The sequence below is a fragment of the Methylophilus sp. Leaf408 genome (genome assembly GCF_916856905.1).
Classification (GTDB): Bacteria; Pseudomonadota; Gammaproteobacteria; order Burkholderiales; family Methylophilaceae; genus Methylophilus.
Genome location: NZ_CAKASK010000001.1, coordinates 1,615,651 through 1,632,348 on the forward strand (window position 1 = coordinate 1,615,651; position 16,698 = coordinate 1,632,348).

Annotated in this window: 12 protein-coding genes; 7 read left to right on the top strand and 5 right to left on the bottom strand. The window is 44.1% G+C overall.

Annotation, left to right across the window (positions count from 1 at the left end; translation table 11 throughout):
- Nucleotides 1–186 precede the first annotated feature (186 nt).
- On the bottom strand, nt 187–2,313 hold the full coding sequence (locus tag LPA26_RS07525; protein ID WP_229007880.1) for a molybdopterin-dependent oxidoreductase: 2,127 nt from the start codon (nt 2,311–2,313) through the stop codon (nt 187–189).
- A gap of 403 nt (nt 2,314–2,716) precedes the next feature.
- Here LPA26_RS07525 and LPA26_RS07530 point away from each other — a divergent pair, with 403 nt between their 5' ends.
- Nucleotides 2,717–3,148, top strand: a complete 432-nt coding sequence (locus LPA26_RS07530) for a lysozyme inhibitor LprI family protein (RefSeq protein WP_229007881.1) — start codon at nt 2,717–2,719, stop codon at nt 3,146–3,148.
- A 184-nt stretch (nt 3,149–3,332) separates the two neighbouring features.
- On the opposite strand, the gene LPA26_RS07535 is transcribed toward LPA26_RS07530, so the two are convergent.
- The 3 genes from LPA26_RS07535 to LPA26_RS07545 are packed head-to-tail and all read right to left on the bottom strand — an operon-like array spanning nt 3,333 to nt 5,528.
- Nucleotides 3,333–4,382 carry an aldo/keto reductase gene (locus LPA26_RS07535; RefSeq protein WP_229007882.1) on the bottom strand — a complete coding sequence of 350 codons (1,050 nt, stop codon included), beginning with the start codon at nt 4,380–4,382 and terminating at the stop codon, nt 3,333–3,335.
- Nucleotides 4,383–4,403: 21 nt separating this feature from the next.
- Nucleotides 4,404–4,976, bottom strand: coding sequence for a TetR/AcrR family transcriptional regulator (locus LPA26_RS07540; protein WP_229007883.1), 573 nt, complete (start codon nt 4,974–4,976; stop codon nt 4,404–4,406).
- Between the two features lie 48 nt (nt 4,977–5,024).
- Entirely contained in the window at nt 5,025–5,528 is a 504-nt protein-coding gene (locus LPA26_RS07545) for a heme-binding protein (RefSeq protein ID WP_229007884.1), read from the bottom strand.
- A gap of 385 nt (nt 5,529–5,913) precedes the next feature.
- Here LPA26_RS07545 and LPA26_RS07550 point away from each other — a divergent pair, with 385 nt between their 5' ends.
- From LPA26_RS07550 to xth, 3 genes are all read left to right on the top strand, one after another.
- Entirely contained in the window at nt 5,914–7,428 is a 1,515-nt protein-coding gene (locus LPA26_RS07550) for an ATPase domain-containing protein (protein WP_055826744.1), read from the top strand.
- Between the two features lie 4 nt (nt 7,429–7,432).
- A complete protein-coding gene (locus LPA26_RS07555) occupies nt 7,433–9,886 on the top strand; it encodes a PAS domain-containing sensor histidine kinase (RefSeq protein WP_229007885.1) in 2,454 nt (817 codons plus the stop codon).
- 361 nt (nt 9,887–10,247) lie between these two features.
- On the top strand, nt 10,248–11,039 hold the full coding sequence (gene xth / locus LPA26_RS07560; protein WP_229007886.1) for an exodeoxyribonuclease III: 792 nt from the start codon (nt 10,248–10,250) through the stop codon (nt 11,037–11,039).
- A gap of 40 nt (nt 11,040–11,079) precedes the next feature.
- Here the strand turns inward: xth and cheY are convergent, their stop codons facing one another.
- Complete coding sequence (gene cheY / locus LPA26_RS07565; RefSeq protein ID WP_055826752.1) at nt 11,080–11,472, bottom strand: chemotaxis response regulator CheY; 393 nt, start codon at nt 11,470–11,472, stop codon at nt 11,080–11,082.
- Nucleotides 11,473–12,084: 612 nt separating this feature from the next.
- Between cheY and LPA26_RS07570 the strand changes: the two genes are divergently transcribed.
- Genes LPA26_RS07570 through LPA26_RS07580 form a run of 3 tightly spaced genes read left to right on the top strand, consistent with a single transcriptional unit; the run spans nt 12,085 to nt 16,672 of the window.
- Entirely contained in the window at nt 12,085–14,046 is a 1,962-nt protein-coding gene (locus tag LPA26_RS07570) for a TonB-dependent siderophore receptor (RefSeq protein WP_229007887.1), read from the top strand.
- The gene (locus LPA26_RS07575) at nt 14,037–14,552 is read left to right on the top strand and encodes a YfiR family protein (protein WP_055826760.1); all 516 of its coding nucleotides are present in this window, start codon (nt 14,037–14,039) and stop codon (nt 14,550–14,552) included. The genes LPA26_RS07570 and LPA26_RS07575 overlap by 10 nt, the downstream gene beginning before the upstream one ends.
- On the top strand, nt 14,552–16,672 hold the full coding sequence (locus LPA26_RS07580; RefSeq protein WP_229007888.1) for a bifunctional diguanylate cyclase/phosphodiesterase: 2,121 nt from the start codon (nt 14,552–14,554) through the stop codon (nt 16,670–16,672). The genes LPA26_RS07575 and LPA26_RS07580 overlap by 1 nt, the downstream gene beginning before the upstream one ends.
- The last annotated feature ends 26 nt before the right edge of the window (nt 16,673–16,698 follow it).

Below are 16,698 nucleotides of genomic sequence, written 5' to 3' on the forward strand. Positions count from 1 at the left end.
TTTACAAACGATTTATACTCAACGATGAGCTTTTATTAATATTGGAATAATTAATTTGCAGCAATCATTAATATACCCTGAAAAATAAAACAGACCCAGGGCGTGCACCTTGAGTCCGTTTATAAATGTAGCCCCTCTGTAAGTCGAACACAGCCCTGATAGCTTGAACCCTCAGCCTCTGTTTATTCAAACCAGCTCGACTTCAACCAGGTTATCGCTAAACGTATTTGAATGACCCATGTCGCCATACTCAGCGGAGCTGATACAGTTCACAGTACCATTATTGAGTTGGCGCCAATAGCCTAATGTTGCTACGACTATTCCAGGATTTACATCTGTAGTGACGCGTGCCAGACCCTCAAAAGCACCTCTGTCATTGAATACCTTTACCACCATTCCATCCTGAACGTCTCTTGCTAATGCATCGACCGGGTTGATCATCAGGTATTGCTCTCCCTGCACGCGGATTTTGGATTCCATATTCGCATATGAGGAATTGATGAAGCCATGGCTTTTAGGAGAAATGATGTTCAAAGGGAACCTGGCTGCCAGCACAGCATTGGTATCAGCTGATTCTCGACTTGCAACATATGCAGGTAATGGATCCAGATCTTCCCCGGGTTGAAAACCCTCGTACATCTGCCTGAAAGGCCCGGCAACGAAATTCTTCGCGCCTTCGACCATGAACATGCATTTACCAGTTGGGGTAGGGAAATTGCCCTGACGATGAGGTGCACGGTCGTCTTTGGTACCCACATTCAATCTGGCAAACCCATGCTCACGCATATAGTTGAGATGAATCCCCTTGCAAGCGGGTGAACTCCAGTCGACATAATTCTGCAGGCACTCGCCATCAGTCCATTTGAAATTGTCTTCTTCGAATCCCAACCGTTTGGCTAAGCGGCGGAATATCTCATTATTTGGTAATGCCTCTCCGGGAGGCTCGATACATTTGGTGTTATAGGTGAGATACAAATGGCCCCAGGATAAAATCATGTCTTCCTGCTCCGCCCCCATGGCTGCCGGCAAGATGATATCTGCATAAGAAGCCGTATCGGAAATGAAGTGATCGGCCACGATGGTGAACAGGTCTTCCCGCTTCAAGCCTTCGATTACCTTGTCGGTTTCAGGAGATTGTGTGACAGGATTCGTATTCCACACCATGATGGATTTAATTGGAGTTTCCAGAGGCGTTTCGCCAAGCAGGGCTCTGCCTAATTGCAAGATATTTACGACGGGCGTACCTTCGGGAATGAGATCCGGCCTGCAAATCACATCAAATTTGTAGGGATGCTCCCAGACCGGGAATTGTAGCGCCCCTCCTCCCACATGACGCCAGGCACCGATAAGTCCAGGCAAACAGGTGACTGCCCGTATCGCCTGGCTTCCACCATAATTACGTTCCAAAGCCACGCCTATGCGGATGGCTGCCGGGGGAGTTGAAGCATACTCACGCGCGAACAACCGAATCTCGTCTGCTGGTATACCGGTTATTTCGGCAGCCCATTCCGGAGTACAGGTTTTCGCCCTTTCCGCCAGATCTGCATACCCGACCGTATATCTTTCTACATAATCATGATCGACCAGGTTTTCTTCAATGATTACGTTCATCATCGCCATCGCCAAAGCGCCATCGGTGCCCGGCTTGGGTGCAATATGCCAATCCGCTTCTTTCGCCGTTTTCGAAGCGAAAGAATCCACCACCACGATCTTCGCGCCTCTTTTTTGCGCCTCTTTGATGATGTGCCAGTGATGTAGATTGGTGGAGACAGAGTTACATGCCCAGATCACAATGAAATTTGCATGTATGAAACTTTCGGGGTCTACCCCGGCGGTAGGCCCAACAGTTAGTAACCAGGCGGTACAGGAGCCTTCACCACAAAAGGTCCTTTCGCATACGGTAGCACCCAATCGATTAAAAAAGGCATCCCCGCCGTTGAGTCCATGTACCAATCCCTGATTTCCCAAATAACTGACTGGCAGTATAGAGCGGGGACCATCTTCTTGAATAAGCGTTTGCCATCGGTCAACGATAGTACCCAGCGCTTCATCCCAAGTGATTTGCTGAAATTGTTTGCTTCCTTTTGGCCCTACCCGCTTCATCGGGTATAGAAGACGGTTGGGATGATAATGCCGCTTTTCGTAATCCTTCAATTTTACGCACAACCCGCCCCGCGTCATCGGATGATTAGGATTACCTGTAACCGAGACCAGCTCCCCGTTCTTGACATGGAATTGCATGGAACAGGTATCGGGACAATCATGAGGACACCCACCATGAAAGGTTTCAATTACATCTGCAACATCATTCATCTTCCACTCCTTGATAAGCAATCAATTGATAACAGCTAAAACAAGCAGACTAAAAACAATACGCCAGGCAATCTATTAAACATACTAACTTGTACGGGCTTAAAAACAAAGACTCAAGGCATTAAGCTTGAATCCTTATATTAGTATTGCTTATTCTGTAAAATGCGAGCATGCGCTCTCCTGAACTAGAGGTATGCAAAATTGATCTTCATGAATAATCCAAGCCAACATAATGGCCAACGATTGTCACCGAGATTACAGTCGTATCATCCAATTCCTGATTTTCTGGCTATGGCTAAAGACGTGAGACTATGGGTAAGGTTTGAGGCTGTGGGCCTGAAGCTGAGTGATGTATTGGATAGTTGTGATCTTTAAATATTAGTCTCCTAATGTTATGGTGAATATGAATTTATTTAAGCCCTTATTTGTTACAGTATTTATCTTTCTATCAGCGATTGCGCACGCGGGCATTGACATCAAACCTATTCAACATCCAATTGATGCATGGTATGAAAACAAAATGGCTGAAGAGACAGTTTCAACAACTGCTGACATGCGTAACATTACTAATGAAGCCAGGGTTAAGTGGGATTCAGAAATGAATATAGTCTACAAGCGGCTCATGAAAAGATTGAATTCGACCCAGCAAGTGGCGCTTAGGAAAGCTCAACAACAATGGCTGAAGTACAGAGATACCGAAGGTAAAGCTATTAGTGAAATTATCTCATCACAGCAAGGCACTATTCACCAATTAACCGGCACAAACTTAGGCATGCAGCTAGTACGTTCCCGAGCATTGAACCTGCTCGCATATGAACAAGAGTTTTCGAAATAATATAATCAAGCTATTCCATCTCCCGCCTGGATAAGTCCTGACTTCCACACCAAGCCAACATAACGGCCAGCGATTTGCCCGGGGAAGCTGGATCAGTCAGCCCCTGATTGTTTGGCTATGACTCAAAACGTGTGACTATGAGCAGGCTTTACAGTTTGTGAATGATTTTTGAGTATTAAATGGTTTAAGCTGGTTTTATTAGCACCTGCAAATCATTGCCGCCGGACAGGCTTCTATAAGAAGAGTTTATTTGTTCATGCGGTACACCCAACGCTACTGCACTCGCTGCATCCAATCGCGCAACCATTTCAGGGGGCAAACTGATATCCAAAGCACCTAAGGTGGCATCTAATTGTTCTACTGTTCGAGGTCCTAATATTGGTATGATTGAAGTTGTCGATCTAGCGGCCCTGTCTAGCAACCAGGCAATAGCAATGTGGGTTGGACTAGCCCCCAACTCATCGGCAATGGACAAAATCGTATTGAGCAATTCAGTTTCTTTTTCTGACTTTTCAGTATGGACCAGCATACCTAGCTTAGTTAAGCGAGTGTCCACATGTTGATCCCGATACTTGCCTGTCAGAAAGCCTCCACCAAGCGGTGACCAGGTGGTAACTCCCAACCCTAAAGACTCTGACATTGGGATCAGCTCTCGATCTGGCGAACGTTCTGCCAAGCTGTATTCAATCTGAATGCCGATGATGGGAGACCACCCTTTCAAATCTGCCATCAAGTCCGCCCGTGCAATCCGCCATGCAGGAAAGTTGGAAAGGCCCGCATAAATTACTTTCCCGCTGCGCACCAAATCATCTAATCCACGCAGGATTTCTTCCATAGGCGTGACACCATCACTGATATGCACCCAGTAAAGGTCAATGCGATCCGTTTTCAGCCGCTTTAAGCTTTCCTCAACAGCGCGCACCATGTTCTTACGGCTGTTACCGGTTCTGGAAATCCCGGCATCGGGTGCAGTTGCATTGCTATATTTGGTTGCAACGACAAATTGATCCCTATCCGAGGCAATGAAATCACCTAATAATGACTCTGACTCACCGCGTTGATATGCGTTTGCAGTATCAAAGAAATTCCCACCCGCATTTACATACTGATCAAAAATCTTTTTAGCCTCTTCAGGCGCAGCGCCATGCCCCCACCCTGTACCGAAGTTACCCGTGCCCAACGCTAACTCAGACACTCTCAATCCAGAGTTCCTGCCAAATACTTTAAATTTCATATGCGTTCTTTATTCTTGATACTACTCATTCAAAGTCTTCTTTTTCGAGGTATCCAGAATTTCTTCTGATAGCTCACTCGTGCCTGCGGCTCTAGCCAATATCAATGCACCCACCCATTGAGAAAACATGGCGATAGAGTTCTCGCGCTTTTCTTGCTCAGATTCGCCAGGAACAATCTTTGATAGAAGCTTAACGACTGACTCAATACTACCTTCGAAAACTTTTTGAACTGCTATATCATGGCGTGACACTTCAGGCGCCAATGTTGAAAACACACATGTTGTAGCTAACTCGTCTCTATTTTTGGTTGAGAGATAAGAGCTGCCGATGCGAGCAAGAGGATTCTCAATTTCAGGATTGGCTATATGCTCTTCCCATCTTTTTAGAGTTTTATCGCAAGCTCGTTGGCAAGCTTGAGCGATCAAATCCTCTTTTGACTGGAAGGTTTTATAAAACCCGCCGACAGTCAATCCAGCACTTTTCATTAAATCAGCTACACCAATACCATCAAACCCATGCTCCTTAAATAGGGTTGACGCAGTGTCTAGCACCAGTTCACGATTCTCTACAGATTTAGCCCTACTTACTCTCATCAGTGTTCTTTCACATGAAATCCAACTATTTTGCTGTGACTTTCGATATTACTTATTTAAAAGTGATTGAATCGCATCGATACCCGCTTGAGCACAAGCAGCATCTTGATCAGGCATGCCACCACTGACACCTATAGCGCCTAAAAATTCTTTACCAACGCTAAAGGGAATACCCCCACCTAAAGTAACGAAACCAGACAAGTTAGCTAGACCTGGCGCTGGCCCACCTTTTTTATCCTTACCAAAAGAAAATTCCTCAAGCGCGCTTGTTGGTAGCTGCATGCCAGCAGAATTTAACGCTTTGAGCTTTGATAATTCAGCGGAAGCAATATAAGCGCCATTCATACGTTGAAAATAGATTGGATTAGCGCCTGCATCAACGATAGTAATGCTCATTTTCCAACCTTCCTTTGTAGCTTTGGCTTGGCAACCTGCAGCTATCTTCTGCGCTGTTTCAAGATTAAGTACAGGCTGGGTTTCAAATGCATGCGCTTGGAAACTGACACTCGCTGCGGCAAATGCCAGATTGATGAATAAATGTTGGGGATTCATGTCCATATCCTTTAGTAAATGGAAACAGCCATACGATTACGACCGTAATCTAATAATAAAGGGGCTTCTTGAATAAGTCAAATTTAGATTATGAATATAATCTATTTTGCATAATCCTATGAAATATTTGCGCAGCTGTAACCAAGACCCTAGACGTAAACCTAGAGTCTCTCATCTATAACTGCCTATCTCACAATCGAATCTAGCCCCAAAATTCCTCACGTCTGGATAATCCTTAACCCTTTTAAACCAACAACGTGTGGGATTATCCTGATAAGGTTGTAGGATAGTCTCATGTAATAAGTTATCTCGTTATCTCTGTGTTGACGAGGTGTTACAAGACATGTAGGTTGTGAACTATAAATTTAATTTTTACTAATATTTAATGAACACTATTTCAGAAAATATCAAAATTGCAAGAACAGGCATAGAAGGGTTAGATGCTGTGCTTAAAGGCGGATTGCCTGCCGGCCGTTTTTATCTATTAGAAGGTGCCCCTGGCTCTGGAAAAACGACAGTTGCTATACAGTTTTTGATGGAAGGTTTGTCCAATGGTGAAAAGGTACTTTATGTAACTTTGTCAGAAACTGCTGAAGAATTATATGCAGTCGGGCAATCACATGACTGGAATTTAGAAACAATGCCACTGTTCGAGTTAGCACAGGCAGATGTTGCACTAAGTTTTGATCGTGAACAAAGTATTTTGCATCCTTGGGAGGTTGAGCTTTCCGAGACTATTAAATTAATCACTGATAAAGTTGAAGAAATAAAACCGAGTAGAGTTGTTTTTGACAGCTTGTCAGAAATGCGATTGCTAGCACAGGACTCGCTGCGCTATAGACGACAGCTATTGATGCTTAAACAACACTTTGCCTCAAAAAAAATTACGGTTTTACTCGTTGATGATATGACGGGAAATGCTGGCGAACGTGATGTGCATCTACACAGCCTCTGTCATGGAGTGATTACGCTAGAACGAAAAACACTTGAGTTCGGTGGAGCAACTAGGAAATTACAAGTTCAAAAGCTAAGAGGTGTTGATTTCATAGCTGGCTTCCACGACTTCGCGATAAAAAAAGGTGGAGTAAATGTTTATGCAAGATTAATTGCCTCTAAATTTCATACTGAATTTTTAGAGGAGCCTGTTCAATCTGGGATAGATGAATTAGACAAATTGCTAGATGGAGGCATGCTAAAAGGCACTACTACACTGATTACTGGCCCTGCTGGCAGCGGTAAAACGAATATTGCCCTTCAGTATGTTGCCGAAACTTGCAAGCGTGGTGAGCGGGCCGTTATCTATGAGTTTGATGAGCGTATCGGCACATTACTTACCAGATCAAAACTTTTAGGATTTGATCTACAACAATATATAGCTTCAGGTCAATTAAACATCAGGCAGATGGATCCAGCCGAGATTACACCAGGTGAATTTGCGTGTTTAGTCAAAAAGGAGGTCGAGGAATTTGATGTGAAAATGATAGTAGTGGATAGCTTGGCAGGTTACATGTCCTCTATGCCACAAGAAAAGCAACTACTTCTTCAAATGCATGAAATGCTGTCTTATCTCAACCAACAAGGTATCGTTACCTTATTGATCAATCCGCAACAAAGCCTTGTAGGAACGATGTCGGTGACAGGTTTGAATGTTAGCTATATAGCCGATACGGTAATTTTATTACGCTTCTTTGAATTTGAAGGCAGGATCAGGAAAGCCATATCCATCATCAAAAACCGTGGTGGTTCTCATGAAGATACCATTCGTGAACTGAGGATCGACTCTAAAGGATTACGCGTTGGTGAAGTGTTAGATGGCTTCAAGGGCGTGTTAACCGGTGTACCAGATTACAAAGGCAGTTCAGATCAACTATTAGAACCACGCACAGATGATACCCAATAGTTTAATGGGTAAATGCACTGTATTAATTCTCGCTTCATTTGGTAAAGATGCCGAATATTGTCTGGCATTGTTAGAAACTGCGGGTATTGAAGCTGATGTAATTCATTCAGTCCATGAATTAGCGCTTGCGATAAACGATAATACAGGCTCAATTTTGTTAACCAGCGAGTCAATTGCTCGAATCAATCTCAATGAATTAGTTGAAGCGTTGAATGCGCAACCAACCTGGTCAGATATTCCCTTTATCTATTTAGCGCCGGCTAGGCAAGTATCTTCTTCTACAAACAGTGTTGCAGTACGTAATCTATTGCCCGAAAGAATCTCGAATGTCATGGTCCTTGAAAGACCGTTAAGTAGAGAGTCCTTAATTAGTGCCGTTAAGTGGGCATTATCTGCAAGACTCAGACAATACGTGATTCGTGATCAACTGGAACAGCTGAGGCAAACATCTGAACAATTACGCGTTTCAAATGAACGTATCGATTTAGCACTCAATTCTGGCACGGTGTTAGGGACATGGATTTGGGATGTCCAACATGATGTTTTGACAGGTGATGAACGCTTAGCTAAAAGCTTTGGATCCAGCCCGGACGTATTCATAGAGGGAGTCGCTGTTGATACGTTTGTGCAATTAGTACATCCTCAAGATCAAGCCTATCTAAATCAGATGATTGCCAAAACAGTCCAAAATGGTGGAGTCTACCGAGCTGAATATCGTGTTAAAAATGGAGACGGTAACTGGCGCTGGGTTGAAGCCAATGGATATTGCGAATTAAACGCGCAGGGAGTGGCTATACGGTTTCCTGGTGTCCTGATCGACATAGATGAGCGTAAAAATGCAGAGGAGTCTTTAAAACAGAGCGAAAGTGAGCTTCGATTAGTCACAGACTCTTTACCTGTATTAATTGCATTTATTGATATGGAACGCCGGATCAAGTTTGTGAACAATGCTTGCGAAACTTGGTTTTACAGACATGAGAGTGATCTCATTGGCAATCAGATCGATAATTTTTTAGTGGAAAGAACTAATCATGGTTCTTTAGAGCACATCGCTAACGCTCTAGCTGGCAAAATTGTTCACTGCGAACTTGTTTGGCCACATATAGACGGCAAAAGAAGAGAAGCCGAAGTAAGGTTTTTACCTCGATTGTCTGAAAGTGCTGTAGTTGATGGTTTCCACTTATTTGTAATGGAAATTACAGATCGGAAAATTGCAGAAGAGATTTACCACCAATCCCAGATCGTTTTAGAACAGCGCGTTGCTGAACGTACTTTAGCCTTACAAAAAGCTATGGATGAGCGATTGGCTGCAGAAGATGCATTGCGGCAGTCTCAAAAGATGGAATCTGTCGGCCAACTAACTGGTGGAATCGCACATGACTTTAATAACTTACTTCAAGGTATCACCGGTTCATTGAACGTCATTAAAAAAAGTCTGCAACTCGGAAAAACTGTAGATGTTGAACGTTATATTGATAATGCCTTGAGTGCATCTTTCAGAGCGGCTGGATTGACGCATCGGTTACTAGCTTTTTCACGTAGGCAGCCCTTAGACCCTAAGCCTGTTCAAGTCAATCCTCTCATTAGAACTATGGATGATCTTTTAATTCGAACGCTGGATGAAAAGATATCGTTTGTACTAGATCTGGAAGATAAGCTATGGGAAACACTTTGTGATATCAACCAATTAGAAAGTGCAATTCTCAATCTGGCCATTAATGCTCGTGATGCCATGCCTGATGGTGGTCAGTTAAAAATTTCTACACGCAATGTAGTTGAAAAGAAGTTTGCTAGCCAAGATGATGCCGAGTTTGTCAGAATCTCTGTCAGTGATACCGGTACTGGCATGTCACCTGATGTTATTGAACGTGCATTCGATCCGTTTTTCACTACCAAACCTCAAGGTCAAGGTACTGGGCTTGGTCTATCAATGATTTATGGTTTTACCAGACAGTCCGATGGATTCAGTAAAATAGAAAGTACGCTGGGTGCCGGAACTACATTGCATCTTTATCTACCTAGACACCAAAGCCAACACGAGGCCTTGCCAGCCACTGAAGTCTCAAACTTTCCCAATTCAATTACAGCTGATGGGCAAGTCATATTGGTAGTCGAAGACGATGAAATAATCAGAGCCCTTGTTGTAGACGCCCTTGAAGATGTAGGCTTTAAAACTCTTCAAGCCAGTGATGGCCCTTCTGGTTTGGATATCTTAAAAAGCAAAGCGTCAATTAATTTACTACTCACAGATATAGGTTTGCCCGGTTTAAATGGCAAACAAATTGCAGATGCTGCGCTAGTTGATAGGGCTGAACTAAAAGTTTTATTCATGACAGGTTATGCAGAGGCTGCAGTTGCATCCTCTGGATTTTTACGTGAGGGAATGGCATTAATCACTAAACCATTTGAAATGGAATCATTGATTACGAAAGTAACTGAGCTAGTTAAAATTATATAAGGATTGCGATTGACTCCTAACTCAGCTACTGATTCTGCTCCTAAATTAAGCGATCAACAATTTCCAGAACCTTAACCTTTAATTGTTCTTGGCCAGGACGAGGTGCTTCAGCAACAGCAAGCCGAATTAAATCCTCTCCAGACACTAAGGTCTCCTGAAATTTGATTTCGAATAATATCCAGTTTATCTCACTTCAAACAAATAAGACCCAAGCCGTTAACTTTGAGTCTTTATCATTGGTCACCCTCTGTGAGTCGAACACAGGACCAACTGATAACTTATTGAGCCGACCATTTGATTTTCTGTATATAAACTCATCAAATGATCGCTCAGCCGAAAGCCACTACAACATAATATCCATATGAAGATTGCCACTTACAACATTAATGGGATCAATAATCGGATTGAGCGATTATTGGAGTGGTTAGCCGAAACAGAGCCTGATGCAGTGTGTCTCCAGGAGCTTAAGTCAGAAACGAATAAGTTTCCAGTCAAGGCTATTGAGAAAGCGGGTTATGGTGCTTTATGGCAAGGTCAAAAAGCCTGGAACGGTGTCGCTATACTTAGTAGAGATAGTGAGCCACTTTTAATACGCCGCAGCTTACCCGGAGACCCCGCTGACAAACAAGCAAGGTATATTGAAGCGGCTGTAAATGGATTGATTCTGGCCAGTTTATATTTGCCTAACGGCAATCCCCAACCGGGCCCAAAATTTGACTATAAATTAGCCTGGTTTCAGCGGTTGAACGTTCATGCTAAAGAGCTTTTAGATACCGGTTTGCCTGTGGTTCTCGCTGGCGACTATAACGTTGTTCCAACCAATCTAGATATATACAAAACCACTTCATGGGACGACGATGCCCTTTTACAGCCTGAAAGTCGTACAGCATTCGCAGATCTGGTTAAGCAAGGCTGGACAGATGCATTGAGGTCATGTCATCCCAATGAAAGCATTTACACATACTGGGACTACAAACGAAATCGCTGGTCTCGAAATGCCGGATTGAGAATCGACCACTTGTTACTGAGCCCGGTATTGGCCGCAGGTCTCCGAAATGCAAATGTGGATAAGGATTATAGAGGCATAGAAGGTGCTAGTGACCACGCGCCAACATGGGTGGAGTTTGATTGGGAGCCTGTGATTACAAACTAATCATGAACTCCATTTGAGTTGAGATTCATGCAAATCAAGCTTAGCCTTTATCAATTTTCTCAAAAATTTTAGTTAATTTGTCTTCCAAAGTTGCTGAGGTGAATGGCTTCACTACATAACCACTGGCTTTGGCTTGGGCGGCGGCAATAATATTTTCTTTTTTTGCTTCCGCCGTCACCATAAGAACAGGCAAATTACACAATTTAGGGTCAGCACGAATGTTTTGAAGCATAGTAAGACCATCCATATTAGGCATATTCCAATCAGACACTACAAACTCGAAATTACCGTCGCGAAGCTTTTCTAGCGCTTCAACACCATCTTCAGCTTCCTCTACATTGTTATAGCCGAGTTCCTTCAGTAAATTACGTACAATTCTTCGCATTGTGGAGAAATCGTCTACCACCAGAAATTTAGTATTTGGGTTACCCACTGTTACTCCACTGTTCTAAAAAGGTTTGATACTGGTTGATTCAAAATTGAGTTATTGACAGCTTACTTGGGTGGAACTGTTGAAAAATAAATAGTGGGATTGTGCAGACTTTGAAAATAAGTCATGAAAAGTAGGTATGTATGCTAAATCAGTTTAAAAGCACAGGCATTGTAAAACATCCAATTTCATAATATGAGTGGTAATACAACTAAAGAGTTTTCCGACGGTGGGCACAAGAATGAATCGATGTAATCATTCATCGGTGCTGCAAGGTAAGGAACTCCGGTAGAGTGTTCAGGTTTGATAGGTTGTTATTAGATAACATCGTAATATAGGCACTAATGAAATGAGGACTACATCGGTGCGATTTTTGCTAATTTAGATGTTTCAATAGTGATATTATTTCCTACACTTTCTGCATGAAAGTATAGTTGTGACTGCATAATCGTGGGCCATCTTTTGATGGCTTTTTTTCATTCATTGATGAGCAACCACATATTTAATTGGGTTGGTACAAGAAGCATTTTTCACAGTCATTATTTCTCGATATTGAGAGTAACAGAATGGCTGATTTTTTACTGAAGATTTATTTAATAAAGCCGTTAAACGTGAATGAAGTTCAGATCTCAAAATCGAGTTATTTATGCCTACGTCGCAATAATTGTTATACAGGGATGCACCAGTGTTTTTGCCGCATCCACCGATGTCACTGACATCCCTTTTGAACACCTTATACAGACAGACATTATCACCGCATCGAGGATCGGCCAGCAGATTAGTAACGCGCCCTCTGCAGTCAGCACAGTCACTGCGGAAGATATTCGCAAATTTGGTTATCGAACTTTGGCTGACATTATCGGCAGCATGCGCGGGTTATATACCACCAATGACCGCACCTACACCTATATGGGGGGGCGCGGATTCGGCCGGACCGGCGATTATGCTGGCAGGGTGATGTTGTTAATCGATGGCTACCAGGCCAATGACAATCTCTACAACGCTGCCTACCTGGGCAATGACGGGCTACTGGATGCCGAGCTGATAGACAGGGTCGAATATGTTTCCGGCCCCGGTGGCGTCACTTATGGAAACGGCGCATTTTACGGCATCATTAATGTCATCACCAAAAAAGGCAGTGATATCAATGGAGTGCAAACTGCCCTGGATGCCGGCAGCTTTGGCAGCCAGAAGGAACGGGTGACCTATGGCAAGACGTTGGCCAATGGCTTAAATATATTACTGTCAGCCTCACGGTTCGCCAGTAATGGCCAGACACATTATTATCCTGAATTTGATTTCCCTGCCACCAATAATGGCCGAGCAGAAAACCTAGATGATGAGCGCAACCGACGTTTTTTTGGCAAGCTAATTTTTGATAAATGGACCTTAACAGGTGCATTTGTTAGCCGCCGTAAAAGTGATCCGACTGCACAGTTTGGTGCGGACTTTAATGTCAGCCCTAATTGGATCCAGGATAGCAACGGCTTTATCGATCTCAAATACGACGCTGATTTCAACGCGCAGCATAAGGCTTCTTACCGAACCTATTATGGCCAGTATCAGTACCGTAGCCGTGCAGTGTTCACCGGGGAATTTTATTCGGAAAAAAATATGGGTCGCTGGTGGGGGGCAGAAGCAAAATTCACCAATACCAGCATCGCCAATCACAAGCTGCTCTATGGTGTCGAATACCGAAATGATTACCAGCAGGACTTTTACTTGCCAGATGCTTCGCTGGAGCACAGCCAGTACCTGATAAGTGGTTATGCGCAAGATGAATATCAGTGGCTGCGTAACGTGCGCTTGAATATGGGTGCTCGTTATGACTACGGTGGGAAAAATGCCACTTTTGTCAGCCCGCGTGTGGCCGCTATTTATTCGGCAACCGAAGAAACGGATGTGAAGGTTTCGTATGCTTCGGCATTTAGGAGACCGAATGTCTATGAGAAATACTATTCCGACCCCAGTTTTCTACTACCAAACAGGAACCTGAGGAAAGAAACAGTGGATGCGACGGAATTGGTGATTGAAAGTCGTCCGGATAGCCAGACCAAAATACAGAATTCCTTTTTCTATTACACAACGCAAAACCTTATATCCGCCAGCGAAGTAGGGGGACCAGGCATCATTCAGTATGGCAACTGGGATAAGGCCATCACTAGGGGGGCGGATATCGAGCTGGACCATTTCTGGAAATCTGGTATGCATCTGAAAACCAGTTATGCCTGGCAACTGGTTGAAGATGGCAATGGACAGTGGATGGTCAATTCACCCAGACATTTGTTCAAGTCCAACTTTTCCATGCCATTACTCAGCAACCAGCTCTACCTCGGCGTTGAATTGCAATCGTTTGGCAAGCGTTTAAGCGAGCAGCGTAACGACATAGCTGGCTACAGCTTAGTCAATGTCAGTCTGTCTTCCACCCACCTGATTCCGCATGTGAATGTCAGTGCGACGGTGCGCAACCTGTTTGACCGCGATTATGCGATTGCCGCGTCGGGTTTCAATGCGCAGGAAACCATTCTTCAAGATGGCAGGAATATTTGGCTACAAATGGTGTATCAATGGCCATGAAGAAACCTCTGCTGTTGATGATGGGCCTGCTGTGCCATCATGGCCATGCTCTTGCAGCGGCAATCCCCGAATTGGATATGCGCTCTGCCTACCTATATAACTTTGCTCAATTTACAGACTGGCCAGTCAATGATCAGCCGACCTTCAATATCTGTACCTTGGAAAAAGTTAGCGATAGTATCAGCCCGGAAGTGCTGGCTAACAAAACGGTCCATGGAAAGAAAATCCGGCTTGCACGTTTTTCGGAATCGACGGATGCCACCGAGTGCCAGTTGGTTTACCTAAATTCCTCAGACGCCGCCTATGTCGCAAAAATTGCCAAGATGCTGAGCACCGAGCATGTGCTGACCGTAGGGGAAGAATTTAACGGCAGCGGTCCAGGGATAATCAACTTGTCGATCAAGAACAACCGTCTAGTGTTTGATCTTGACCTCGCACGTGCGCGCAAAGCCAATATTTCTCTGAGTTCAAAATTGATTCCGCTTGCCCAGAAAGTGCATGAATAATGTTTTCTGCCAGATTGAATAATCTGTCTATCCAGATTAAATTATTGTTGGCCCAGGGAGTAGTGACGATTTCTGCCCTATTTGTGTTGTTGTCCATCGTTCTCGGCTACGGCTACACCAGTTTCAGGAATGACTTGTACAATGACTTGGACACCCAGGCCACCATCATTGAACATAGCAGCACTGCCGCGCTGCTCTTTGATGACAAAAATGCAGCAAATGAAATATTGTCCACGTTAAATCTAATGGGCAGCATCAACCGCGCTTATCTCTTTCATGAGACTGGTCATTTGCTGGCCACCTATGACAAAAATCAACAAACCGTGCGCGCCTCCCAAATCCGCTTGCCCGCGTTACGCAAATTGAAATCCAGTTTCAAAACGCATATCCTGACCCGTGATATCGTGTTTGATCACCGTGTAATCGGCACTATTTTTATAGAAGCAAATCTGGATAAATTGAATACCCGGCTCGGCCTGCTGGTCCTGGCGGTCATGATTGCTGCCTTCATAGGACTGATCATCTCACTGTTAGTCTCAATTAGGATCAACAAATTTTTGACGCAACCCATTCTGGCCTTAACCAACCTGGTAGATAAAGTCTCCAGCAGTCATGACTACACCGTACGTAGCCACCTGTTAACTAAAGATGAGATAGGCAGCCTGTCAGTGGGGATCAACGCCATGCTGCGCAGCATTGAGCAAAGGGATGAGCTGCTGGAAGCTGAGCTGGCCAAACAGAAGCAGGCGGAGAAAGCCCTTGACCGGCTGGCCTATTTTGACACCGTTACCCAGCTGCCTAACCGACACTATTTCAACCAGCAATTGCAAAAGAAAATTATAGAGGCTGAGCGCCTCAACAAGGTCTGCTGCCTGATGTTCATTGATCTTGATGACTTCAAGGTCATCAATGATACCTATGGGCACCGGGTTGGCGACGAGTTGCTGGCGGATGTAGGGCATCGCCTTAAGGAAAACCTCAGGCCTGGCGATCAAGTATTCCGTATAGGCGGCGATGAGTTCGCTATCCTGATTTCTGATAATAACCAGTTTTCCCATGCGCGGGAATTAGCCGCTAAAGTCATCCACAACTGTGCTGAAAAATTCATCATCAATAATAATGACCTATATATCGGCGTCAGCATAGGCATTAGCGGTTCAACCCAGCCTGGCATACAGGCTAGCGATTTGCTGCGCTCAGCCGACAGCGCAATGTATAGGGCAAAAAATGAGGGCAAGAATAATTTCAAACTCTTTTCCAAGGAAATTGATGATGAATCTCATTTCAGGAACTATCTGGAAACCGCGCTTAGAAGTGCACTGGGACGCAATGAATTTGAAGTGTATTACCAACCCATCATCAACCTAAAGTCCGAGCAGATCGTCGGTTTTGAGGCTTTGCTAAGGTGGCATGAACCCATTTATGGAGATATCAGCCCCGGCATTTTCATTCCGTGCGCGGAGCGCATCGGTGTAATTATCCCGATAGGTGAATGGGTGTTACGTCAAGCCTGCCTGCAACAGAAAAAGTTGCGAGATGAGTTTGGTATCGATTTCATGATGAACGTGAATCTTTCAGGGAGACAGCTGAGAGAGTTTGATGTGGTGCATAAAATCCTGGATGTTGTGTCGGAAACCGGCATCAACCCGACCGCCTTGAATATTGAGCTGACTGAAAGCGTGCTGATGGATAACTCCCAGTCTACGATCAATAAATTCCATGTCTTGCGCGCTGCAGGCGTAAGCATTTCCATTGATGATTTTGGTACCGGCTATTCATCATTAAGCTACCTGAAGCGGTTCCCAATCAATACAATCAAGATTGATCGCAGTTTTATCATGGATATCTCGCACGATTCAGAGGACCAGGCCATTACGCTGGCAATCATTGCCCTGGCAAACACCCTCAAACTCACCGTTGTGGCTGAAGGTGTTGAGACGGCTGAACAAAAGAGGATTTTAAGGCAAAATAATTGCGAGAAGGCTCAAGGCTATTTATTTAGTAAACCATTACCATCGCCTGCACTAGAAAGTGTGGTTAGAGCTAATTTCTCACTAAATACTCTTGAAGAGCATAATCAAAACTTGATTAATTATGTGGACTCATCAAATTTGGATTAAAGAATATCCCGAAAAATGGGCCCGTT